16 protein-coding genes are annotated in these 17,122 nt (G+C 66.5%); 10 read left to right on the forward strand and 6 right to left on the reverse strand.

Features of this window, described 5'->3' with window-relative positions:
* Positions 1 to 63: 63 nt before the first annotated feature.
* From VGU00_RS19500 to recQ, 3 genes are all read left to right on the forward strand, one after another.
* Positions 64 to 2,088, forward strand: a complete 2,025-nt coding sequence (locus VGU00_RS19500) for a putative bifunctional diguanylate cyclase/phosphodiesterase (protein ID WP_327471522.1) — start codon at positions 64 to 66, stop codon at positions 2,086 to 2,088.
* A gap of 70 nt (positions 2,089 to 2,158) precedes the next feature.
* On the forward strand, positions 2,159 to 3,802 hold the full coding sequence (gene ybaL / locus VGU00_RS19505; RefSeq protein ID WP_327471524.1) for a YbaL family putative K(+) efflux transporter: 1,644 nt from the start codon (positions 2,159 to 2,161) through the stop codon (positions 3,800 to 3,802).
* A 79-nt stretch (positions 3,803 to 3,881) separates the two neighbouring features.
* On the forward strand, positions 3,882 to 5,657 hold the full coding sequence (gene recQ / locus VGU00_RS19510; RefSeq protein WP_327471526.1) for a DNA helicase RecQ: 1,776 nt from the start codon (positions 3,882 to 3,884) through the stop codon (positions 5,655 to 5,657).
* Between the two features lie 12 nt (positions 5,658 to 5,669).
* Here recQ and VGU00_RS19515 read toward each other — a convergent pair whose 3' ends face one another.
* Positions 5,670 to 6,296, reverse strand: a complete 627-nt coding sequence (locus VGU00_RS19515; RefSeq protein ID WP_327471528.1) for a GNAT family N-acetyltransferase — start codon at positions 6,294 to 6,296, stop codon at positions 5,670 to 5,672.
* A 90-nt stretch (positions 6,297 to 6,386) separates the two neighbouring features.
* Between VGU00_RS19515 and VGU00_RS19520 the strand changes: the two genes are divergently transcribed.
* From VGU00_RS19520 to VGU00_RS19540, 5 genes are all read left to right on the forward strand, one after another.
* Positions 6,387 to 6,821, forward strand: coding sequence for a TIGR01244 family sulfur transferase (locus VGU00_RS19520; protein ID WP_327471530.1), 435 nt, complete (start codon positions 6,387 to 6,389; stop codon positions 6,819 to 6,821).
* On the forward strand, positions 6,818 to 7,225 hold the full coding sequence (locus VGU00_RS19525; RefSeq protein ID WP_327471532.1) for a hypothetical protein: 408 nt from the start codon (positions 6,818 to 6,820) through the stop codon (positions 7,223 to 7,225). Before VGU00_RS19520 ends, VGU00_RS19525 begins: the two co-directional genes overlap by 4 nt.
* Positions 7,218 to 8,132: a sterol desaturase family protein gene (locus VGU00_RS19530; RefSeq protein ID WP_327471534.1), complete on the forward strand. Its 915-nt coding sequence runs from the start codon at positions 7,218 to 7,220 to the stop codon at positions 8,130 to 8,132. The genes VGU00_RS19525 and VGU00_RS19530 overlap by 8 nt, the downstream gene beginning before the upstream one ends.
* Entirely contained in the window at positions 8,129 to 8,329 is a 201-nt protein-coding gene (locus tag VGU00_RS19535) for a hypothetical protein (RefSeq protein ID WP_327471536.1), read from the forward strand. The genes VGU00_RS19530 and VGU00_RS19535 overlap by 4 nt, the downstream gene beginning before the upstream one ends.
* Before the next feature lie 205 nt (positions 8,330 to 8,534).
* On the forward strand, positions 8,535 to 10,121 hold the full coding sequence (locus tag VGU00_RS19540) for a GMC family oxidoreductase (protein WP_327471538.1): 1,587 nt from the start codon (positions 8,535 to 8,537) through the stop codon (positions 10,119 to 10,121).
* Here the strand turns inward: VGU00_RS19540 and VGU00_RS19545 are convergent.
* Positions 10,118 to 10,660, reverse strand: coding sequence for a winged helix-turn-helix transcriptional regulator (locus tag VGU00_RS19545; RefSeq protein WP_327471540.1), 543 nt, complete (start codon positions 10,658 to 10,660; stop codon positions 10,118 to 10,120). The two genes, VGU00_RS19540 and VGU00_RS19545, sit on opposite strands and share 4 nt — an antisense overlap.
* A gap of 96 nt (positions 10,661 to 10,756) precedes the next feature.
* On the opposite strand from VGU00_RS19545, the gene VGU00_RS19550 reads away from it, so the two are divergent.
* Entirely contained in the window at positions 10,757 to 11,131 is a 375-nt protein-coding gene (locus VGU00_RS19550) for a VOC family protein (RefSeq protein ID WP_327471542.1), read from the forward strand.
* A complete protein-coding gene (locus VGU00_RS19555) occupies positions 11,128 to 11,601 on the forward strand; it encodes a hypothetical protein (protein ID WP_327471543.1) in 474 nt (157 codons plus the stop codon). Before VGU00_RS19550 ends, VGU00_RS19555 begins: the two co-directional genes overlap by 4 nt.
* 231 nt (positions 11,602 to 11,832) lie before the next feature.
* On the opposite strand, the gene VGU00_RS19560 is transcribed toward VGU00_RS19555, so the two are convergent.
* The 4 genes from VGU00_RS19560 to VGU00_RS19575 all read right to left on the reverse strand — a co-directional run bounded on the left by VGU00_RS19560 (position 11,833) and on the right by VGU00_RS19575 (position 17,107).
* Positions 11,833 to 14,223 (reverse strand): TonB-dependent receptor, encoded by a 2,391-nt coding sequence (locus tag VGU00_RS19560; RefSeq protein ID WP_327471545.1) that lies wholly within the window; start codon positions 14,221 to 14,223, stop codon positions 11,833 to 11,835.
* A 298-nt stretch (positions 14,224 to 14,521) separates the two neighbouring features.
* Positions 14,522 to 15,883 (reverse strand): ammonium transporter, encoded by a 1,362-nt coding sequence (locus VGU00_RS19565; protein ID WP_327471547.1) that lies wholly within the window; start codon positions 15,881 to 15,883, stop codon positions 14,522 to 14,524.
* A gap of 17 nt (positions 15,884 to 15,900) precedes the next feature.
* The gene (locus VGU00_RS19570) at positions 15,901 to 16,239 is read right to left on the reverse strand and encodes a P-II family nitrogen regulator (RefSeq protein ID WP_003043080.1); all 339 of its coding nucleotides are present in this window, start codon (positions 16,237 to 16,239) and stop codon (positions 15,901 to 15,903) included.
* A 169-nt stretch (positions 16,240 to 16,408) separates the two neighbouring features.
* Entirely contained in the window at positions 16,409 to 17,107 is a 699-nt protein-coding gene (locus VGU00_RS19575; protein ID WP_327471549.1) for an endonuclease/exonuclease/phosphatase family protein, read from the reverse strand.
* Positions 17,108 to 17,122 lie beyond the last annotated feature (15 nt).

Genomic DNA, 17,122 nt, shown 5'->3' on the forward strand with positions numbered 1-17,122 from the left:
GGGACCCGTCCGCATCACAGGCGGACGCTCGAGGCGAAAGGTGGGATTTTGATCAGGCTGGCGATGTGTATCGCGATCGACCACGATCCGTGGCTCGTGGCGCTGGCGGTTGCGATTTGCGGCGTCGGCGCGTTCGCGATCGTCCAGATGTTCGAGCGCGCGCGCGATGCGCAGCGCTCGCAGGGAATCGCCTGGGCCTTCCTGGTCGCGGTTGCCGCGAGCGCGACGATCTGGTGCACGCATTTCGTCGCGATGCTCGCGTTCGAGGCGAAGGCGCCGGTGACGCTCGATCCGGTGCTGACCATCGCGTCGCTGATGGTCGCGATGGTCGGCTCCTTCATCGGTTTTGCGGTTGCCGCGTGGGGCAAGAAGGAGATTTTCGGTGCAATCGGCGGTGCGCTTTTCGGCGCCGCGATCGCGGCGATGCACTTCACCGGCATGACCGCGTACCGCGTCGACGGCATCGTCGCGTGGGACGGCAATTATATCGCAGCTGCGGTCATGAGCGGCATGGCCTTCGCCGCCGCGGCGCTGACCGTGCTGCGTACGGGCCGCGAGGTGCGTTACCGCGTTCCGCTAGCGACCCTGCTGATCGTCCTCGCGATCGCGTCGCTCCATTTCCTTGCGATGACGGCGATGCGGATCACCCCGATGGCGCTCGACGAGACGCCGCTGCGCCCGTCCGAATTCAACGCGCTCGCGCTCGCGACGGTACTCGTCGGCGGGATCGTGATCGCGGCGGGCGTGTTCGCCGCGATGCTCGACCGCCAGACGCGCTCGGAGGCGATGCGCGAGCTGACGCGGATGGCGATGAACGACGCGCTGACCGGCCTGCCCAACCGCACCGCCTTTCGCGCCGAGCTGTCGCGGCAGATCGGCGCGGCGCTGGTGAGCGGCGAGCGCGTCGGCCTGTGCGCGATCGACCTCGACCGGTTCAAGGAAATCAACGACGTCCACGGCCACAAGGCGGGCGACGAGGTGCTCGCGCGGATTGCGCAGCGGATGCGCGATACACTTGGTCACAATGAGTTCGTCGCGCGGCTCGGCGGCGACGAGTTCGTCGCGCTGACGCGCTTTACCGACCGCGCGCAGCTGGTGGCGTTCGCCGCGCGGCTCGACGCCGAACTCAAGACGCCGCTGGTCTTTCCCGATTTCGAGGCGCGGCTGGGCGCGAGCATCGGCGTCGCGGTTTTCCCCGACGATGCGGCAACCGCCGAAATGCTGGCGAACAACGCCGACCTTGCGATGTACCGCGCGAAGGCCGACGCCGCGACGGTGCCGTGCCATTACGACTGGCAGCTCGACGAGGCGATCCGCGACCAGCGCGAACTCGCGACCGATCTGCGAAACGCGATCGACCGCGACCAGCTCGACGTCCATTACCAGGTCCAGACATCGGTTACGACGGGCGAGGTCACCGGTTATGAGGCGCTGCTGCGCTGGACGCACCCCGCGCGCGGGGCGATCCCGCCGGCGGTGTTCATCCCGCTCGCCGAGGCGAACGGCTTTATCCTGACGCTCGGCGAATGGGTGATGCGGCGCGCGTGCAGCGATGCCGCGGCCTGGCCGCACCAATCGAAGGTCGCGGTCAATGTCTCGCCGCTCCAGCTGGCGCATGTCGACCTGCCGCGGCTGTTCCACCAGATCTTGCTCGACACCGGGCTGCCGCCGCGGCGGCTCGAGATCGAGCTGACCGAGACCGCGATCATCGCCGACCGCGAACGCGCGCTGCACGTGCTGCGCCAGATCAAGGCGCTTGGCGTCGGGGTCGCGCTCGACGATTTCGGTACGGGCTATTCGTCGCTCGAGACGCTGCGCGCCTTTCCGTTCGACAAGATCAAGCTCGACCGCTTCTTCGCTGCCGAGCTCGAGGGCAATATCCAGTCGACGGCGATCCTGCGTGCGGTGCTGGCGCTCGGTAAAAGCCTGTCGATCCCGATCCTCGCCGAAGGCATCGAGACGCCCGAACAGCTCGACGTGCTGCGCCGCGAAGGCTGCGACGAGGCGCAGGGTTTCCTGATCGGGCGGCCGGGGCGCGGGGTAGCGAACGGCGGCGAGGGCAACGACGCGCGGGTCCATGCCGCCTGATGGTTCAATCGTAACGAAAATGGTTGGCTTGGGTTGACCCCGCGCGCACCGCCCCTCTACGCAAGGGGTCATGCCGCATGATACCACGCTGATCGGAACCATCGTCGCGGGCCTTGGCGTTGCCTTCCTGATGGGGGCGCTCGCGCACCGGCTCAAGATTTCGCCGATTGCGGGCTATCTGCTCGCGGGCATCCTCGTCGGCCCCTTCACCCCGGGCTTCGTCGCCGACACCGGGCTGGCGATGCAGCTTGCCGAAATCGGCGTGATCCTGCTCATGTTCGGGGTCGGCCTCCATTTCTCGCTGAAAGACCTGCTGTCGGTGCGCAAGATCGCGGTGCCGGGGGCGATCGCGCAGATCGCCGTGGCGACCGCGCTCGGCATGATGCTGGGCCTGTATCTTGGCTGGTCGGTCGAGGGCAGCGCAGTGTTCGGGCTGGCGCTGTCGGTCGCGTCGACCGTCGTGTTGCTGCGTGCGCTGCAGGCGCGCGACATGGTCGAGACCGAAAAGGGCCGGATCGCGGTCGGCTGGCTGATCGTCGAGGATCTGGTGATGGTGCTCGCGCTCGTGCTGCTGCCTGCGATGTTCGGCGACCGCGGCGACGAGGGGGTGAGTGCGGGGCTGCTCCAGTCGGCGGGGATCGTGCTGGTCAAGGTCGTCGGCTTCGCCGCCTTCATGTTCCTGATCGCGCGCCGCGTCCTGCCGTGGGTGCTGCACTGGGTCGCGCATTCGGGATCGCGCGAGCTGTTCCGGCTCGCGGTGCTGGCGATTGCCCTCGGGGTCGCGTTCGGCGCGGCGGTGATTTTCGACGTGTCGTTCGCACTCGGTGCCTTTTTCGCGGGCATGATCCTCGGCGAGACGCAGCTGTCGCGGCGCGCGGCCGAGGAGACGCTGCCGCTGCGCGATGCGTTCGCGGTGCTGTTCTTCGTGTCGGTGGGCATGCTTTTCGACCCCAAGGTGATCGTCGAGCAGCCGCTGCCGGTGATCGCGACGGTCGCGATCATCGTCGTCGGCAAGTCGGTCGCGGCCTATGCGCTCGTCCGTGCCTTCGGCCACAAGTCGCAGACCGCGCTGACGATTTCGGTGAGCCTCGCGCAGATCGGCGAATTCTCCTTCATCCTCGCGGGGCTCGGTGTCGGGCTGGAGGTGCTGCCCGAGACGGGGCGCGACCTGATCCTTGCCGGTTCGCTGCTGTCGATCCTGTTCAATCCCATCCTCTTCACATTGGCGGTGAAGCGCATCCGCGCCGACGAGCCGGTCGAGGACGTCCCGGGCGACGTCGCCGAAGATGCGCCCGAACCGTGCAACGCGGGCGTCGTGCTGATCGGCTACGGCCGCGTCGGCAGCCATATCGGCAGCATGATCTGCGGCCGCGGCGAGGGGCTGACGGTGATCGAGGACCAGAAGGACATGGCGGCCGCGGCAAAGGAAGCGGGCGCAACGGTGATCGTCGGCGACGCGACCAAGGAAAGCATCCTGCGGCAGGCAGGGCTCGACGAGGCGTCGACGCTGCTGATCGCGATCCCCGAGGGGGTCGAGGCGGGGGCGATCGTTCGCCGCGCGCGTGCGATCAACCCGAAGCTGGTGATCGTCGCGCGCGCGCATTCGGACGAGGAAGTGACCGATCTGGTACGACGCGGCGCCGACCATGTCGTGATGGCCGAACGCGAGACCGCGTCGCGGATGGCCGAACGGGCGATGCTGACACGGGCTTAGTCCCCACGTTGATTTGTTGTCCGTCTGGATGAGTCCGGGGCTTCCCTCTCCTCCCCATCCGCCCTATCGCCCTCGCACAATGTCCGCCGACGCTCTTCTCCCGCTGCTCAAAACGACCTTCGGTTTCGACCATTTTCGCGGCCGTCAGGGCGATGTGGTCGCGCGGGTGATGGCGGGCGAGCGCACGCTTGCGGTGATGCCGACCGGCGCGGGCAAGTCGCTGACCTATCAGCTGCCGGCGGTCGCGCTCGATGGCTGCGTGGTTGTCGTGTCGCCCTTGATCGCGCTGATGCACGACCAGCTGCGCGGCGCGCGCGCGGCGGGGATTCGTGCGGCTAGCCTGACCAGCGTCGATGCCGATTTCGCCGATACGCGGCAGGCGTATCGCGACGGCCAGCTCGACCTCCTCTACATCGCGCCCGAGCGCGCGACGGGCGAGGGGTTTCGATCGCTGATGGAGGCACGCACGCCGGCGCTCTTCGCGATCGACGAGGCGCATTGCGTTTCGGAATGGGGACATGATTTCCGCCCCGATTACCGGTTGCTGCGTCCGTTGCTCGACGCCTTTCCCGCGGTGCCGCGCCTTGCGCTGACGGCCACCGCCGACAAGCATACGCGCGAGGATGTCCTCGTCCAGCTCGGCATCCCGGCCGAAGGACTGGTGCTCGCCGGGTTCGACCGGCCCAATATCCGCTATCGCGTAACGCCGCGGGTGAGCCCGGCGAAACAGCTCACCGATTTCATCGCCGCCAATCCGGGGCCCGGCATCGTCTATTGTCCCACGCGCGACGGGACCGAGCGGATGGCGGCGAAGCTTGCGGCGGCGACGGGGCGCAGCGTTGCCGCCTATCACGCCGGGCTCGACCCCGAACGGCGCGCGCAGGTGCAGCATGATTTCGTTGCGTCGGAGGACGGCATCGTGACCGCGACGGTCGCCTTCGGCATGGGGATCGACAAGCCCGACGTGCGTTTCGTCGCACATGCGGGCCTTCCGAAGTCGATCGAGAGCTATTATCAGGAAACCGGCCGCGCCGGCCGCGACGGCGATCCCGCCGAGGCGCTGATGCTGTGGGGTGCCGAGGATTTCGCGCGCGCGCGGATGCGGCTGGGCGAGCTGCCCGAAGCGCGGCTTGCGGGCGAGCGGGCGCGGCTCAATTCGCTCGCGGCACTGGTCGAGACGGTCGAATGCCGCCGCGCGCTGCTGCTCCGCCATTTCGGTGAGACCCCGCCCGAACGCTGCGGCAATTGCGATAATTGCCTCGAACCGCCGCGACAGGTCGATGCGACCGTGCTCGCGCAGAAACTGCTGTCGGCGGTCTATCGCACGGGCCAAAGCTATGGCGCGGGGCATGTCGAGGCGGTGCTGACCGGCAAGAGCGACGAACGGATCGCCCAGCGCGGCCACGACAAATTGTCGGTGTTCGGCATCGTCGCGGGCGAGGAAGCGCGGCTGATCAAGCCGCTCGTCCGCACGCTCGTCGCGCGCGAGGCGCTCGAGACGACCGAACATGGCGGGCTGATGTTCGGGCGCGAGGGGCGCGCGGTTATGAAGGGCGAGACGCAGGTGCTGATCGCCGAGCCGCCGGTGAAACGGACGCAGCGCGCGGGCCGTGCGGACCGCGCCGCGGCGAACCCGGTCGGCGATCCGCTGTTCGATGCGCTGCGCGCGATGCGGCGCGAGCTGGCGGCGGAGGCGAATGTGCCGCCCTATGTCATCTTTCACGATGCGGTGCTGCGCGCGATGGCGAGCGAGCGACCCGCGACGCGGAGCGCGCTCGCCGACATTCCGGGGGTCGGGGGCAAGAAGCTCGACGCGTGGGGCGATGCGTTCCTGAATGTGATCCGGCAGTTCTGATCCCGTTGCCGGCTAGTCCGGCGAAATGACCGACACGATGTCGCTGCGGAGCGTCCAGCCCAGTCGTTCATAGAGTGCCTTGCCGTCGGCGGTCGCGACCAGCAGGCGCTCGGTTGCGCCGCGGCCGGCGGCACAGCGGCCGAGTTCGGCCATGATCGCCGACCCCAGCCCGCGGCGGCCGAACTGCGGCTCGGTCACGATCTGGTCATAGACGGCGGTCGTGCCATGGATGCCGAGGACTCCGCGCGCGGCGAGCGATCCGTCCGCGTACCGCGCGATCGCTTCGAAACGGTCGGTGTCTTCTGCGACTTCGATCGTGAAATCGGGCGTGAGTGCTGCCGCGGGCACGTCGGCACCGGCCGCCATCAGCCACATCGGGTCGCGCGGTTGCCAACGTGGCGGAATGTGCGGAAGGATCGTTTCGCGCGCGCCCGCGATATCGACAAAGATATTGGGCGCCCCGACCGCGGCGAAGACGGTGGCCGCTGCGATGCCCGACGCAGCGCCCAGAATGAAGCGGCCGGCCTGATCGGGCTTTCCGGCATCGAACCAGAGCGTCGAGGGGTCGGTCGCGGCGACCGGAGGGCCATATCCACGCGCCGCGCAATAGCCGAAGGCCCATTTAAAATGATCGTCCATGTCCCGACACTAGGCGAAGCGCGCGGCAAGGAAAACGGTAACGCGCCTTCACTCTTGTCAGCAAGCGCGTGGCAGGAGTAGATCGCTGGCATGAGCGATTTTCGACCCCTGTCCGCCGACTTCAGCGTCGCCCCGCAAATCAGCATCGAGGATGTGGCCGAGGCCAAGGCTGCGGGCTTTGCGATGCTGGTCAACAATCGCCCCGACGGCGAAGAGCCTTCGGCGCCGCAGGGCGGTGACATCGCGCACGCCGCCGCCGCCGAGGGGCTGGCCTATGCCGCGATCCCGATCGGCCATGCTGGTTTCAGCCACGCGCAGATCGACGCGCTCGACAAATTGTTGACCGATGCGACGGGCCCGATTCTCGCCTATTGCCGGTCGGGAACGCGCTCGACGCATCTCTGGGCGCTGGCGCGCGCGCGCGCGGGCGAAGACCTTGACGCCATCGTCGAGGCGGCGGCAAAGGCGGGGTACGACCTGACCGGGCTGCGGCCGATGCTCGACGCACTCGCCGGCGAAAAATGAACCAGGCCGAACTGATCCAGCTCGGCGCGTCGCTCGCCGCCGTGTTTTTCGTCGCCTGGCTGGTTGGCAGGATCGGGCTCGGCGCCGATCCGCGCATCGAGGATGCGGCGCACGCGATCCGGCTGGCCGAAGAGGCCGAAGCGGGGTTCGGGGGTGTCGAGGTCGCGCGCGACCGCGCGGGCTTTGCGGCGATCGTGCAAAATGCCGAGGGGCGGATGATGCTGGTGCGTGCGCACGGTAATTTTTTCGCCGCGCGCCCGGTCGATGCCGGTGTGATCGGCCGGCTCGACAAGGATTTCCTGACATTGACGATGCCGGAGAAGACATTCGGCGCGGTGACGTTGCAGCTGGGGAAGGATGCGGGGATGTGGGCGAGCCGGATGCGGGAGATCGTGCGTGCCTGAATTGCCCGATCCCGTCGTCTATGCCGTTCCCGCCTTCATCCTGTTGCTCATCGCCGAGATGCTCTTCTCGCTCCGCCGCGACAAGAGCCGGTACGAGGCACGCGATACGCTGACCTCGCTGATGCTCGGCACGTTCAGCCAGGTTGCCGGCGCGTTCGTCGGCGCGGCGGTGATCGGTATGTCGGTGTTCGTGTATCAATACCGGTTGTTCGATATCGGCATCGAGTTCAGCCAATGGTGGTGGGCGTGGATCCTCTGCTTCTTCCTCGACGATCTTGCCTATTATGCCTTTCACCGCAGCGCGCATCGTGTGCGCTGGTTCTGGGCAAGCCATGTCATCCACCACAGCAGCCAGCATTATAATCTGTCGACCGCGCTCCGGCAGACGTGGACCGGCTTTTTCAGCCTGACCTTCCTGTTCCGCCTTCCACTTTTCCTGATCGGCTTTCCGCCCGCGATGGTGTTCTTCTGCGCGGGGCTCAACCTGATCTATCAGTTCTGGATCCATACCGAGGCGATCAAGCGGTTGCCGAAGTGGTTCGAGGCGGTGATGAACACGCCGTCGCACCACCGCGTCCACCACGGGGTGAACCCGCGCTATCTCGACGCCAATTATGCCGGCGTCTTCATCATCTGGGACAAGATGTTCGGCAGCTTCGTCGCCGAACGCGACGACGATCCGGTGCGTTATGGTATCGTCAAGCAGCTCGGCAGCTTCAACATCCTGTGGGCCGCGGTGCATGAATGGGTCGGGATCGCGAAGGACGTGTGGGCCGCGCCGTGGCGGCACAAGCTCGACTATATGTGGCGCGAGCCTGGCTGGAGCCACGACGGCAGCCGCGCGACGAGCGCGACGATCAAGGAACGCTGGGCGGCCGGACGGCCGGTCGAGGAACCGGCGGAGTGAGCGATACCCGCTGGCGCTACTGGGATGTGCTGGCGTTCGTGGCGGGTGCTATGCCGATCGCGCTGGCGCTGTTCGCCAGCATTGCCGGCTTGCACTATGGCGGGGTGATGATTTTTGCGGGCTCGGCCGGATCGGGACTATGGCTGGTCTCGCTCCTTTGTGTCGCCGTTTTCCTTGTGGGCGCTATCGCCGGCTAGCGTTCCGGAAATCATTGGCTGATCGTGAGTGGAGGCCTGTTGCTCGCGCTTTGCGCCGCGCCTTCGCTGCTTTTGCTGGCGGCATGTCTCAACGGCAACTGCATCTGAGACCATTGCATCTGGCAGCTTGCTTCGCCGCCTAATGACATTCATGTAAGCATCCGGGGAGACCGCCAGCCAGGCGGCGCGAGGGAGAGGCGCAAGCATGGATCAGTTCGACATCATCGTCATTGGCGGAGGCAGCGCGGGCAGCGCGGCGGCGGGCCGGCTTGCCGAGGACGGCAAGCGCAGCGTCTGCCTGGTCGAGGCGGGCGGGCGCAACGACAATATGCTGATCAAGACGCCGGGCTTCATGCCCTTCATCCGGAATACGTCGAACTATAAATATGAAACGGTGCCGCAAAAGGGGCTGAACGGGCGCACCGGATACCAGCCGCGCGGGCGCGGGCTCGGCGGGTCGAGCGCGATCAACGCGATGGTCTATATCCGCGGCCATGCCTTCGATTACGACCAGTGGGCGTCGCTGGGCGCGACGGGGTGGAGCTATGCCGACGTGCTCCCCTATTTCAAACGCGCCGAACATAATGAACGCGGCAGCGACAATTTTCACGGGAGCGGCGGGCCGCTCAACGTCATGGACCAGCGCTGGCCCAATGTGACGAGCCGGCGCTTCGTCGAAAGCGCGGCGGCGCTGCAATTGCCGCGCACCCCCGATTTCAACGGTGCGCAGCAGGAGGGGTTTGGCCTCTATCAGGTGACGCAGAAGGGCGGCGAGCGCTGGTCGGCGGCGCGCGCCTATGTCGAGCCGCTGCGCGAGCATGGCAATTTTGCGGTCCGGACTGGCGCACTGGTGGAGAAGATCGTCGTCGAGGACGGCCGCGCGACCGGCGTGGTGATCCGCCGCGGTTCGAGGCGCGAGACGCTGCGCGCGCGTGGCGGGGTGATCCTGTCGGCGGGCGCGTTCAACAGTCCGCAAATCCTGATGCTGTCGGGGATCGGGCCGGGCGCGCACCTGCGCGACAAGGGCATCGACGTCGTCGCCGATCGCGCCGGCGTCGGCGACAATCTGCAGGATCATATCGATTATGTGTCGAGCTGGGAAACGCGCTCGACCGAACCCTTCGGCGACAGCGCCGGCGGTACCTGGCGGATGATCAAGGCGATCTTCGAGCATCGCACCCAGCGTAGCGGCATCATGACGACCTGTTTCGCCGAAGCGGGCGGCTTCTGGAAATCGCACCCCGACCTGCCCGCGCCCGACATCCAATATCATTTCGTGCCCGCGATGCTCGAGGATCATGGGCGCACGAAGGTGAAGGGGCACGGTTTTTCGTGCCACGCCTGCGTGCTGCGGCCCGAGAGCCGCGGGACGGTGACGCTGGCGTCGGCCGACGCCGCTGCCGCGCCGGTGATCGACCCCGGTTTCCTGACCGACGCGCGCGACATGGCGACTTTGAGGGCTGGCGTACGGATGATGCACCGTATCGCCGCGGCGCCGCCGCTGTCCGACTATGCGGGGGTCGACCGCCACCCGGTGAATATCGACGATGATGCGGCGCTCGACGCATTGATCCGCAGCCGCGCCGACACCGTCTATCACCCCGTCGGGACCTGCCGCATGGGCAGCGACGCCGATGCGGTGGTCGATCCGGCGCTGAAGCTGAAAGGCGTCGACGGGCTGTGGGTCGCCGATGCGAGTGTCATGCCGCGGCTGGTGAGCGGCAACACCAACGCGCCGAGCATCATGATCGGCGAGCGCGCGGCCGATTTCGTGAGGGCTGCGCTGAATTAGGCGGCGCACGCCGCGGCGAGCAGCGCGCCGCTCCCGGTTAGATCATAGCGGCTGGCCGGTGGGCGCAAATCGAGCACTTCGCGCGTTACCAGCCCATGGCGGCCGAGCGCGGTCAGTCCCTGCGACAGCGCGCGGGGGGTGGCGGGCGCAAGCAGGCGCGAAAGCGCGTTGAAGCGGTCGTGACCGGCGCCGATCCCGGCGACGAGGGGGAGGCCCCAACGCGTCGCGGCGCCGGGAGGCAGGCCGATTGCGCTCTGTGCCTCGCTGATCGTCGCCGCGCGTGCGGCAGCCGCCTTGCCCGTTTCGGTGAGGATATATTCGGGGCGGAGCGGATGACCGTGGCCGGGGTTGCGTTGCACCCAGCCGATCGCCGTGGCCGCGTCGAGCGTGCGGGTCAGGCTGTCGCGCGGCAGCCCCAACCGGTGGATCAGCTCGACGAACCGCGCGCCCCTATGCGCCGCCAGATCGGCGAGCAACGGCACCAGCCAGCGATGGCTGCCGAGCTGCACGAGCAGCATGTCGGGTGTGGTTGACCGCATTTGCAACTAACTATACAAAACGGACTATAGAGGCAAGCGACTTGGGCCCGATGATTCCCGTCATGCCCGGCGCTTTGCAAGGATGGGAGGAATGACATGGTGCTTCAGATCGGATCCGAACTCACCTGTTCGATGGGGGTGAAGGATATGACCGCCGCGATCGCATGGTATGAGCGGGTGATGTTGTGCGAGCTGCTCTACCGCGCCGACGAGATCGGCTGGTGCGAACTGAAAACGCCGATGGCGGGGGTCAATATCGGGCTAAGCCAGGTCGAAACGGTGGTGCAGGGCGGCGGGGCGACCAACGTGTTCGAGGTCGCCGACATCGACGCGGCGAAAGCGCATCTCGACGCAGAGGGCGTCCGGCAGGATGGCGATATCCAGCATATCCCCGGGCTGGTGAAGCTGATCACCTTCTATGATCCCGACGGCAACGCCTTCATGTTTTCCCAATCCGAGATGGCGGCATGACGTCGTTCTGGTGGGCGGTGCTGGCGCTGACTGCGCCGGCGGCGCCCGCCGGGATTCCGTCGCTTGCCGCATGGCAGGGCGCGTGGGTTGGCGAGGGCGAGGCCTTTGGCAAACCCGCGACGGCGGCACTCGACATCGGCCCGGCGTCCGACCCCGATGCGACGCGGCTCGCCTATCGCCTGTCGATTGCCGGCGCGCCGGCCTATTCGGCGGAGGGGATTTACCGCGTCGACGGCAAGGGCCGGGTGCGTGGAAACTGGACCGACAGCCACGGCCGGACGCGCCCGGTCGCGGGGCGTGTCGGGCCCCATGAATGGACCGCAAACTGGGGGCGCGCCGACGTCGAAATCGGCCGGTCGACCTATCGGCTGGAGGCGCCCGACCGGCTGGTCGTCAGCGATTCGGTGCTGCAGGACGACGGCAGCTGGCGCGTCTTTGCCGTGCTGCACTATCGCCGCAACAAAGGCTGAAATCCTGGGGTTTTGGAGTGTGTGCATGCTGCGCACAAAAAAAAGAGGGCCGGGACTTGCGTCCCGGCCCAGCCTTTCAGGCTCTCCCCTCCTGAAACTGTTGACCCAATGAATGCCATATTAATGTCATGTTGAAAAGGCCTAAATTTGCGGCAGCGCTGCCTGTTTATTGTGCATTGCAGCATGCAGCAAAATGGGGCCGGTCGACGCCGCGACCGGTCCCATTCGCGATCAGAAACCCTTGCGAACGGTGACGCCGAATGTGCGCGGCTGGTTCGTTGCAAAGCCGAGGCGGGCCCGCCCGCCCCGCTCGCGGTCGAAGGCGAGCAGCGCATTCTCGTCGAGCAGATTGTTCACATAGACCGAGACTTCGAGCTCGTTCGGAAACTCGATGCCCGCGCCGATGTTGACCAGCTGATAGTCGGGCAGCTTGAGGTCGAGCGTCGTCGCCGAACCGATCGGCGCGCCGCCGAAGGTGAAGCCGTGGACGAAGGTCCGCGGGTTATTCTCCTGATCGCCCGGCTGGGTGTAGCGGCTGCCGACATGCTGGAACGACGCGGTCACGAAGGCGTTGCTGTTCCCCGATGCGTCGATCGGGAAGCTGTAGGTGGCGTTCGCCGCCATCTGGAACTTCGGTACCGAAGGCAGGCGGTTGCCGTTGCGGATGCCTTCGATCACCGTTCCGTTCGGCCGCGTGAGCGTCGAATCGAATTCGGCTTCGACATAACTGCCCGACAGGCCGAGATCGAGCCCGGTGACGGGGCTGGCCGACAGTTCGAATTCGAGCCCCATCGTATGCGCGTCGGCGTTGAACACGATGCGCGACGAGCAGCTGCCGGCATCGGCGGTGACCTGCAGATTGTTGATCTTGGTGTAGAAGCCCGCCGCGTTGAAGGTGATGCCCCCGAACTGCGCCTTCACCCCGCCTTCATAATTCCACAGCGTTTCGTCGTCGTAGCGCGGCCGGCCGCCAAACGTCTCGGCATCGGGGCCGCCCGGATTGCCCCCGTCGCAGAGCGGCAGGTTGAGCGGATCGTTGACGCCGCCGAGGCGGAAGCCCTTCGACGCCTGCGCGTTGAGCGTGATGCCGTCAGCGACGTCGTAGCTCAAGAGCAGGCGCGGCGAAAATCCGCTCGACGATGTCTTGTCGCGGTCATTGTCGCCGTTCGTGAACAGCCCTCCCGACACGAAGCGCCGCGTTTCGTCGAAGGCATAATAGCGCCCGCCGAGCGTCGCCGTGAAGCGCTCGGTCAGGTCGTAGCTGACCTCGCCGAAGATCGCGATTTGCGACAGATCATAGGGAATGTCGGCGTTGTAGGGTGAATCGGGGCCGAAGCCGTTCGCCACCGCCGCCGAGGTTCCAGCGCCGAGGGTTGCATCGGTGAAGGCGTCGTAACCCGGTGTCGGCAGGCGCTGGGTATAGTCGCGTTTGACGTTGGCGTAATAGCCGCCGACCAGCCACTGGAAGGGGCCGGTGCCCGCCGAGTTGACGCGCACTTCCTGCGTGAACTGCTTGACCCCGGTGGTGTCGACGAGGTTCGAGGGCAGCCGGATGCCCGCGTCGGGAAAGCCGAGGTCGGCCGACACGCTGCCCGTGAGCGCGCTCGCGTCGCGGCTGACGAGGATGTCGCGGTCGGTATAGGAGGTCACCGACGTCACGCCGATGACGTCGCCGTCATAGTTCATCGTGAGGTCGAAGAGCTTGACCTCGTCCTCGAACGCCTCGTCGAGCAGCAGATATTGCTGGCGCTCGTCAAAGGTCACCTGCGGGCGCGTCGTCGTGAACCGGTTGGCGAAGAGATTGTAAACTTCCTGCCGGTTGAAGCCGTCGGTCTTGACCTTCTGATAGACGAAGCGCGGGGTGATCGAGACATTCTCGGCCGGCTTCCAGAGCAGCGAGAAGCGCCCGCCATAGCGTTCGCCGCTGTTGACGTCCTCGGTCACGCCGCCGCCTTCGCGTAGCGCGTCGATGAAGCCGCCGTAGCGCGTGTAGTAACCGACCGCGCGCACGGCGAGTTTCTGGCTGATCGGCAGGTTGATCGCGCCCTTCAGATGGCCTCCGAAATCATCGCCGTCGACGAGATTCACATTGCCTTCGACCTTGCCCTCGACGCGGTCGATGTTCGGCTGGTTGGTGATGTAGCGGAGCGTGCCGCCGACCGACCCCGAGCCGAACAGCGTGCCTTGCGGTCCGCGCAGCGTCTCGACGCGGTTCAGGTCGAACAGGTCGAGGTCCGGCGTGAAGAGCGACAGCGAGACGACCGATTCGTCGAGATAGACGCCGACCTGTTCCTTGACGCCCGGCTGGTCGCGCGCGATCTGACCCGCAGACACGCCGCGCACCGATACCTGGCTCTGGCCCGGCCCGAGATTCTGGACGGTCAGGCCCGCAACGTTGCGCGACAGATCCTCGACCGTGCTTGCGTTGGCGCGCTCGATTGCCCGTTCGGTCTGCGCGTTGATCGAAAAAGGTACGTCCTGCAGGCTGGCATCGCGCTTGGTCGCGGTGACGATAATCTCGTTGCCGTCATAGCTGTCCGATGGCGTTTCCTGCGCCGCTGCCGGGGCGCTCGCGAGCGCAAGACACGACAGGCCTGCGAGCAAAGATGCCCGTGCATTCATAATAATCCTCCTCCTGGTGGCCAATCTGACGCTGGTCCGGGCGCGAAGGTGCGCCTCTTGCGGGTGAGAGGCAATGGGGGACGATTTGCGCGTAATAAAATTACCCGGACCTGTTGCGTTGCGGCCACAGTGAAAAAATGGCCTGGGACGTCGGTCCCGGATCCGTGGCCCTTCCGGCCGCAATCAAAAAAAGGCCGGGGCGAGGCCCCGGCCAGTGGTTCGCAGGAGGAACCTGGGTAGGATCCCGTCGCCGCCGTTTTGAAAGGAGAGAGCGTGCGGCGACGGGTATCCTGTCTCGTCAATAATTATAGGCACGCTCGCCATGTTCGCCGAGGTCGAGCCCTTCGCGTTCGACCTCTTCGGAGACGCGCCCGCCGGTGACCGCCTTGGCGATATAGAAGGCGATGGCCGAGCCGACCGCAGACCAGGCGACCGCAACGAGCACCGACTTGATCTGGATGCCGAGCTGCGCGCCGAGGACATAGTCGTCGCCGGCCGGGCCGCCGAGTGCGGGCAGCATGGTGACTGCGGTGAGGACCGAACCGATCAGGCCGCCGATGCCGTGGATGCCGAACACGTCGAGCGAGTCGTCAAAGCCGAGCTTGGGCTTGATCTTCATGACGAACCAGCAGCAGATGACGCCGGCGATCGCGCCCAGCAGGATCGCGCCGAACGGACCCGAATTGCCGGCGGCCGGGGTGACGGCGACGAGGCCGGCGATCGCACCCGAACAGGCGCCGAGCAGCGAGCCCTTGTGGCCGAGTGCGCGTTCGGTGAGCATCCAGAAGAGCACGCCGGCGGCGGTCGCGGCGAAGGTGTTGATCAGCGCGAGACCGGCCGAACCATTGGCTTCGAGTGCCGAGCCGGCGTTGAAGCCGAACCAGCCCACCCACAGGAGGCCGGTACCGATCAGCGTCATGGTCAGCGAGTGCGGCGCCATGATGTCCTTCTGGTAGCCGGTGCGCTTGCCGATGATGAAGCCGCCGACGAGCGCCGCGATGCCCGCGTTGATGTGGACCACGGTGCCGCCCGCGAAGTCGAGCGCGCCCCAGCCGAAGATCAGGCCGGTCGACGCATCGTCACCGCCGAGATACCAGACCATGTGCGCGATCGGGTAATAGACGATGGTCAGCCAGACGATCGCGAAGACCATCACCGCCGAGAATTTCATGCGCTCGACGAGGCCGCCGAGCACCAGCGCGACGGTGATCGCCGAGAAGGTCATCTGGAAGGCGATGAACACAAATTCGGGGATGACGACGCCGTCGGTGAAGGTCGCGACGGTTGAGTCCGCGGTCACGCCGGCAAGGAAAAGCTTGCCCGCCGAGATGAACTGGTTGGCGTCGCCGCCGAAGGCAAGGCTGTAGCCGTACATGACCCACAGGATCATCGCCAGCGCGGCGACCGCGAGCACCTGCGTGAGGACCGAGGCCATATTCTTCGTGCGGACGAGCCCGCCGTAAAAGAGCGCGAGGCCGGGGACGATCATCGCCATGACGAGCACGGTCGAGACCATCATCCACGCGGTGTCGCCCTTGTTCGGAACCGGGTCGGCGGCGGGTACCGCCGCGGCGGCTTCCTGCGCCCAGGCGGGCAGCGCGGCGAACAGCGAAAGGCCCACGGCCCCGGCGCCCGCCGCAATCTTGTTTGCGAACGTCATAATTTCCCCCTTCGTCATTACAGTGCCGCCTCGCCGGTCTCGCCCGTGCGGATGCGCACGGCCTGACCGACGTCGAGGACGAAAATCTTGCCGTCGCCGATCGAGCCGGTGCCGGCGCTTTGCTGCAGCGTTTCGACCACCCGCGGTGCGAGCGCATCGTCGCAGACGAGCTCGATCTTCACCTTGGGCACCATGTTGGTGGCATATTCGGCGCCGCGGTAGATTTCGGTCTGCCCCTTTTGCCGGCCGAAACCCTTGACCTCGGTCACGGTCATGCCGGCGATACCCAGACCGGTGAGCGCCTCGCGCACCTCGTCGAGCTTGAATGGTTTGATGATGGCCAGGATCAGCTTCATGACGCCCCCTTTTGCTAATGGCACGATGTTGCACTGCAACGGGCGTGCCAGATTGCGCGGGAGCGCCGAAAGTTAACATTTTGTGACGGTTTTTTGCCCCGCGGCGCGCCTGATCGGTCGCGCGATGGGCAGGAAAGGCAGGGTGATGCCTAAAATTTAGGCAAGATTGCTATTTCGTTGCTCGGAACCGCGCCCAGATCGGCAGGTGATCCGATGCCCGCGCGGCGAGCGCGCTCCGGTGGACGCCCGCGTCCACCGCTTCGAGGTCGGGGGTCGCAAAGATGCGGTCGAGCTTGGCGACCGGGCGGCGGCTGTGGAAGCTGTGGCCGGTGTCGACGAGGCGGTGCTGCGCGCCGAAGTCGGCGATGCAGCCGCCGGTCGCGCGCCATTCGTTGCAGTCGCCCATCAGGATCGTCGGCAGGGGCTCGCCCTCGGCGACATGGTTCAGGATCGCACGCGCTTGCTGGCGGCGGCGCAGCCCCGAAATGTCGAGATGCATCCCGACGACGCGCAGCCGCGTATCGCCGATCCGCACCGTCGCGGCGACGGCCCCGCGCGGTTCGAGCGTCGGCAGGTGGAGCGCGTGGCTTTCCTCGACCTCGGCGCCCTTGCGCACGAGCAGCGCGTTGCCGTGCCAGCCGATCGCATAGGGACGCCCGCTGAGCAGGTCGACCGGCACATAGTCGCTATGATCCTCGAACATATGCGGGGGGATCGCGCTGGCGCGCGTACCGAAACGGCGGTCGGCCTCCTGCAGCGCGACGATATCGGCGTCGAGTTCGGTGAGCACCGACAGCACCCGGCCGGGGTCGCGGCGCCGGTCGAGCCCGATGCCCTTGCGCATATTGTAACTGGCGACCTTGATCATGATGTGCTTTTCAAG

Origin of the sequence: Sphingopyxis sp., assembly GCF_035944815.1 — a bacterium.
Taxonomy (GTDB): Bacteria; Pseudomonadota; Alphaproteobacteria; order Sphingomonadales; family Sphingomonadaceae; genus Sphingopyxis.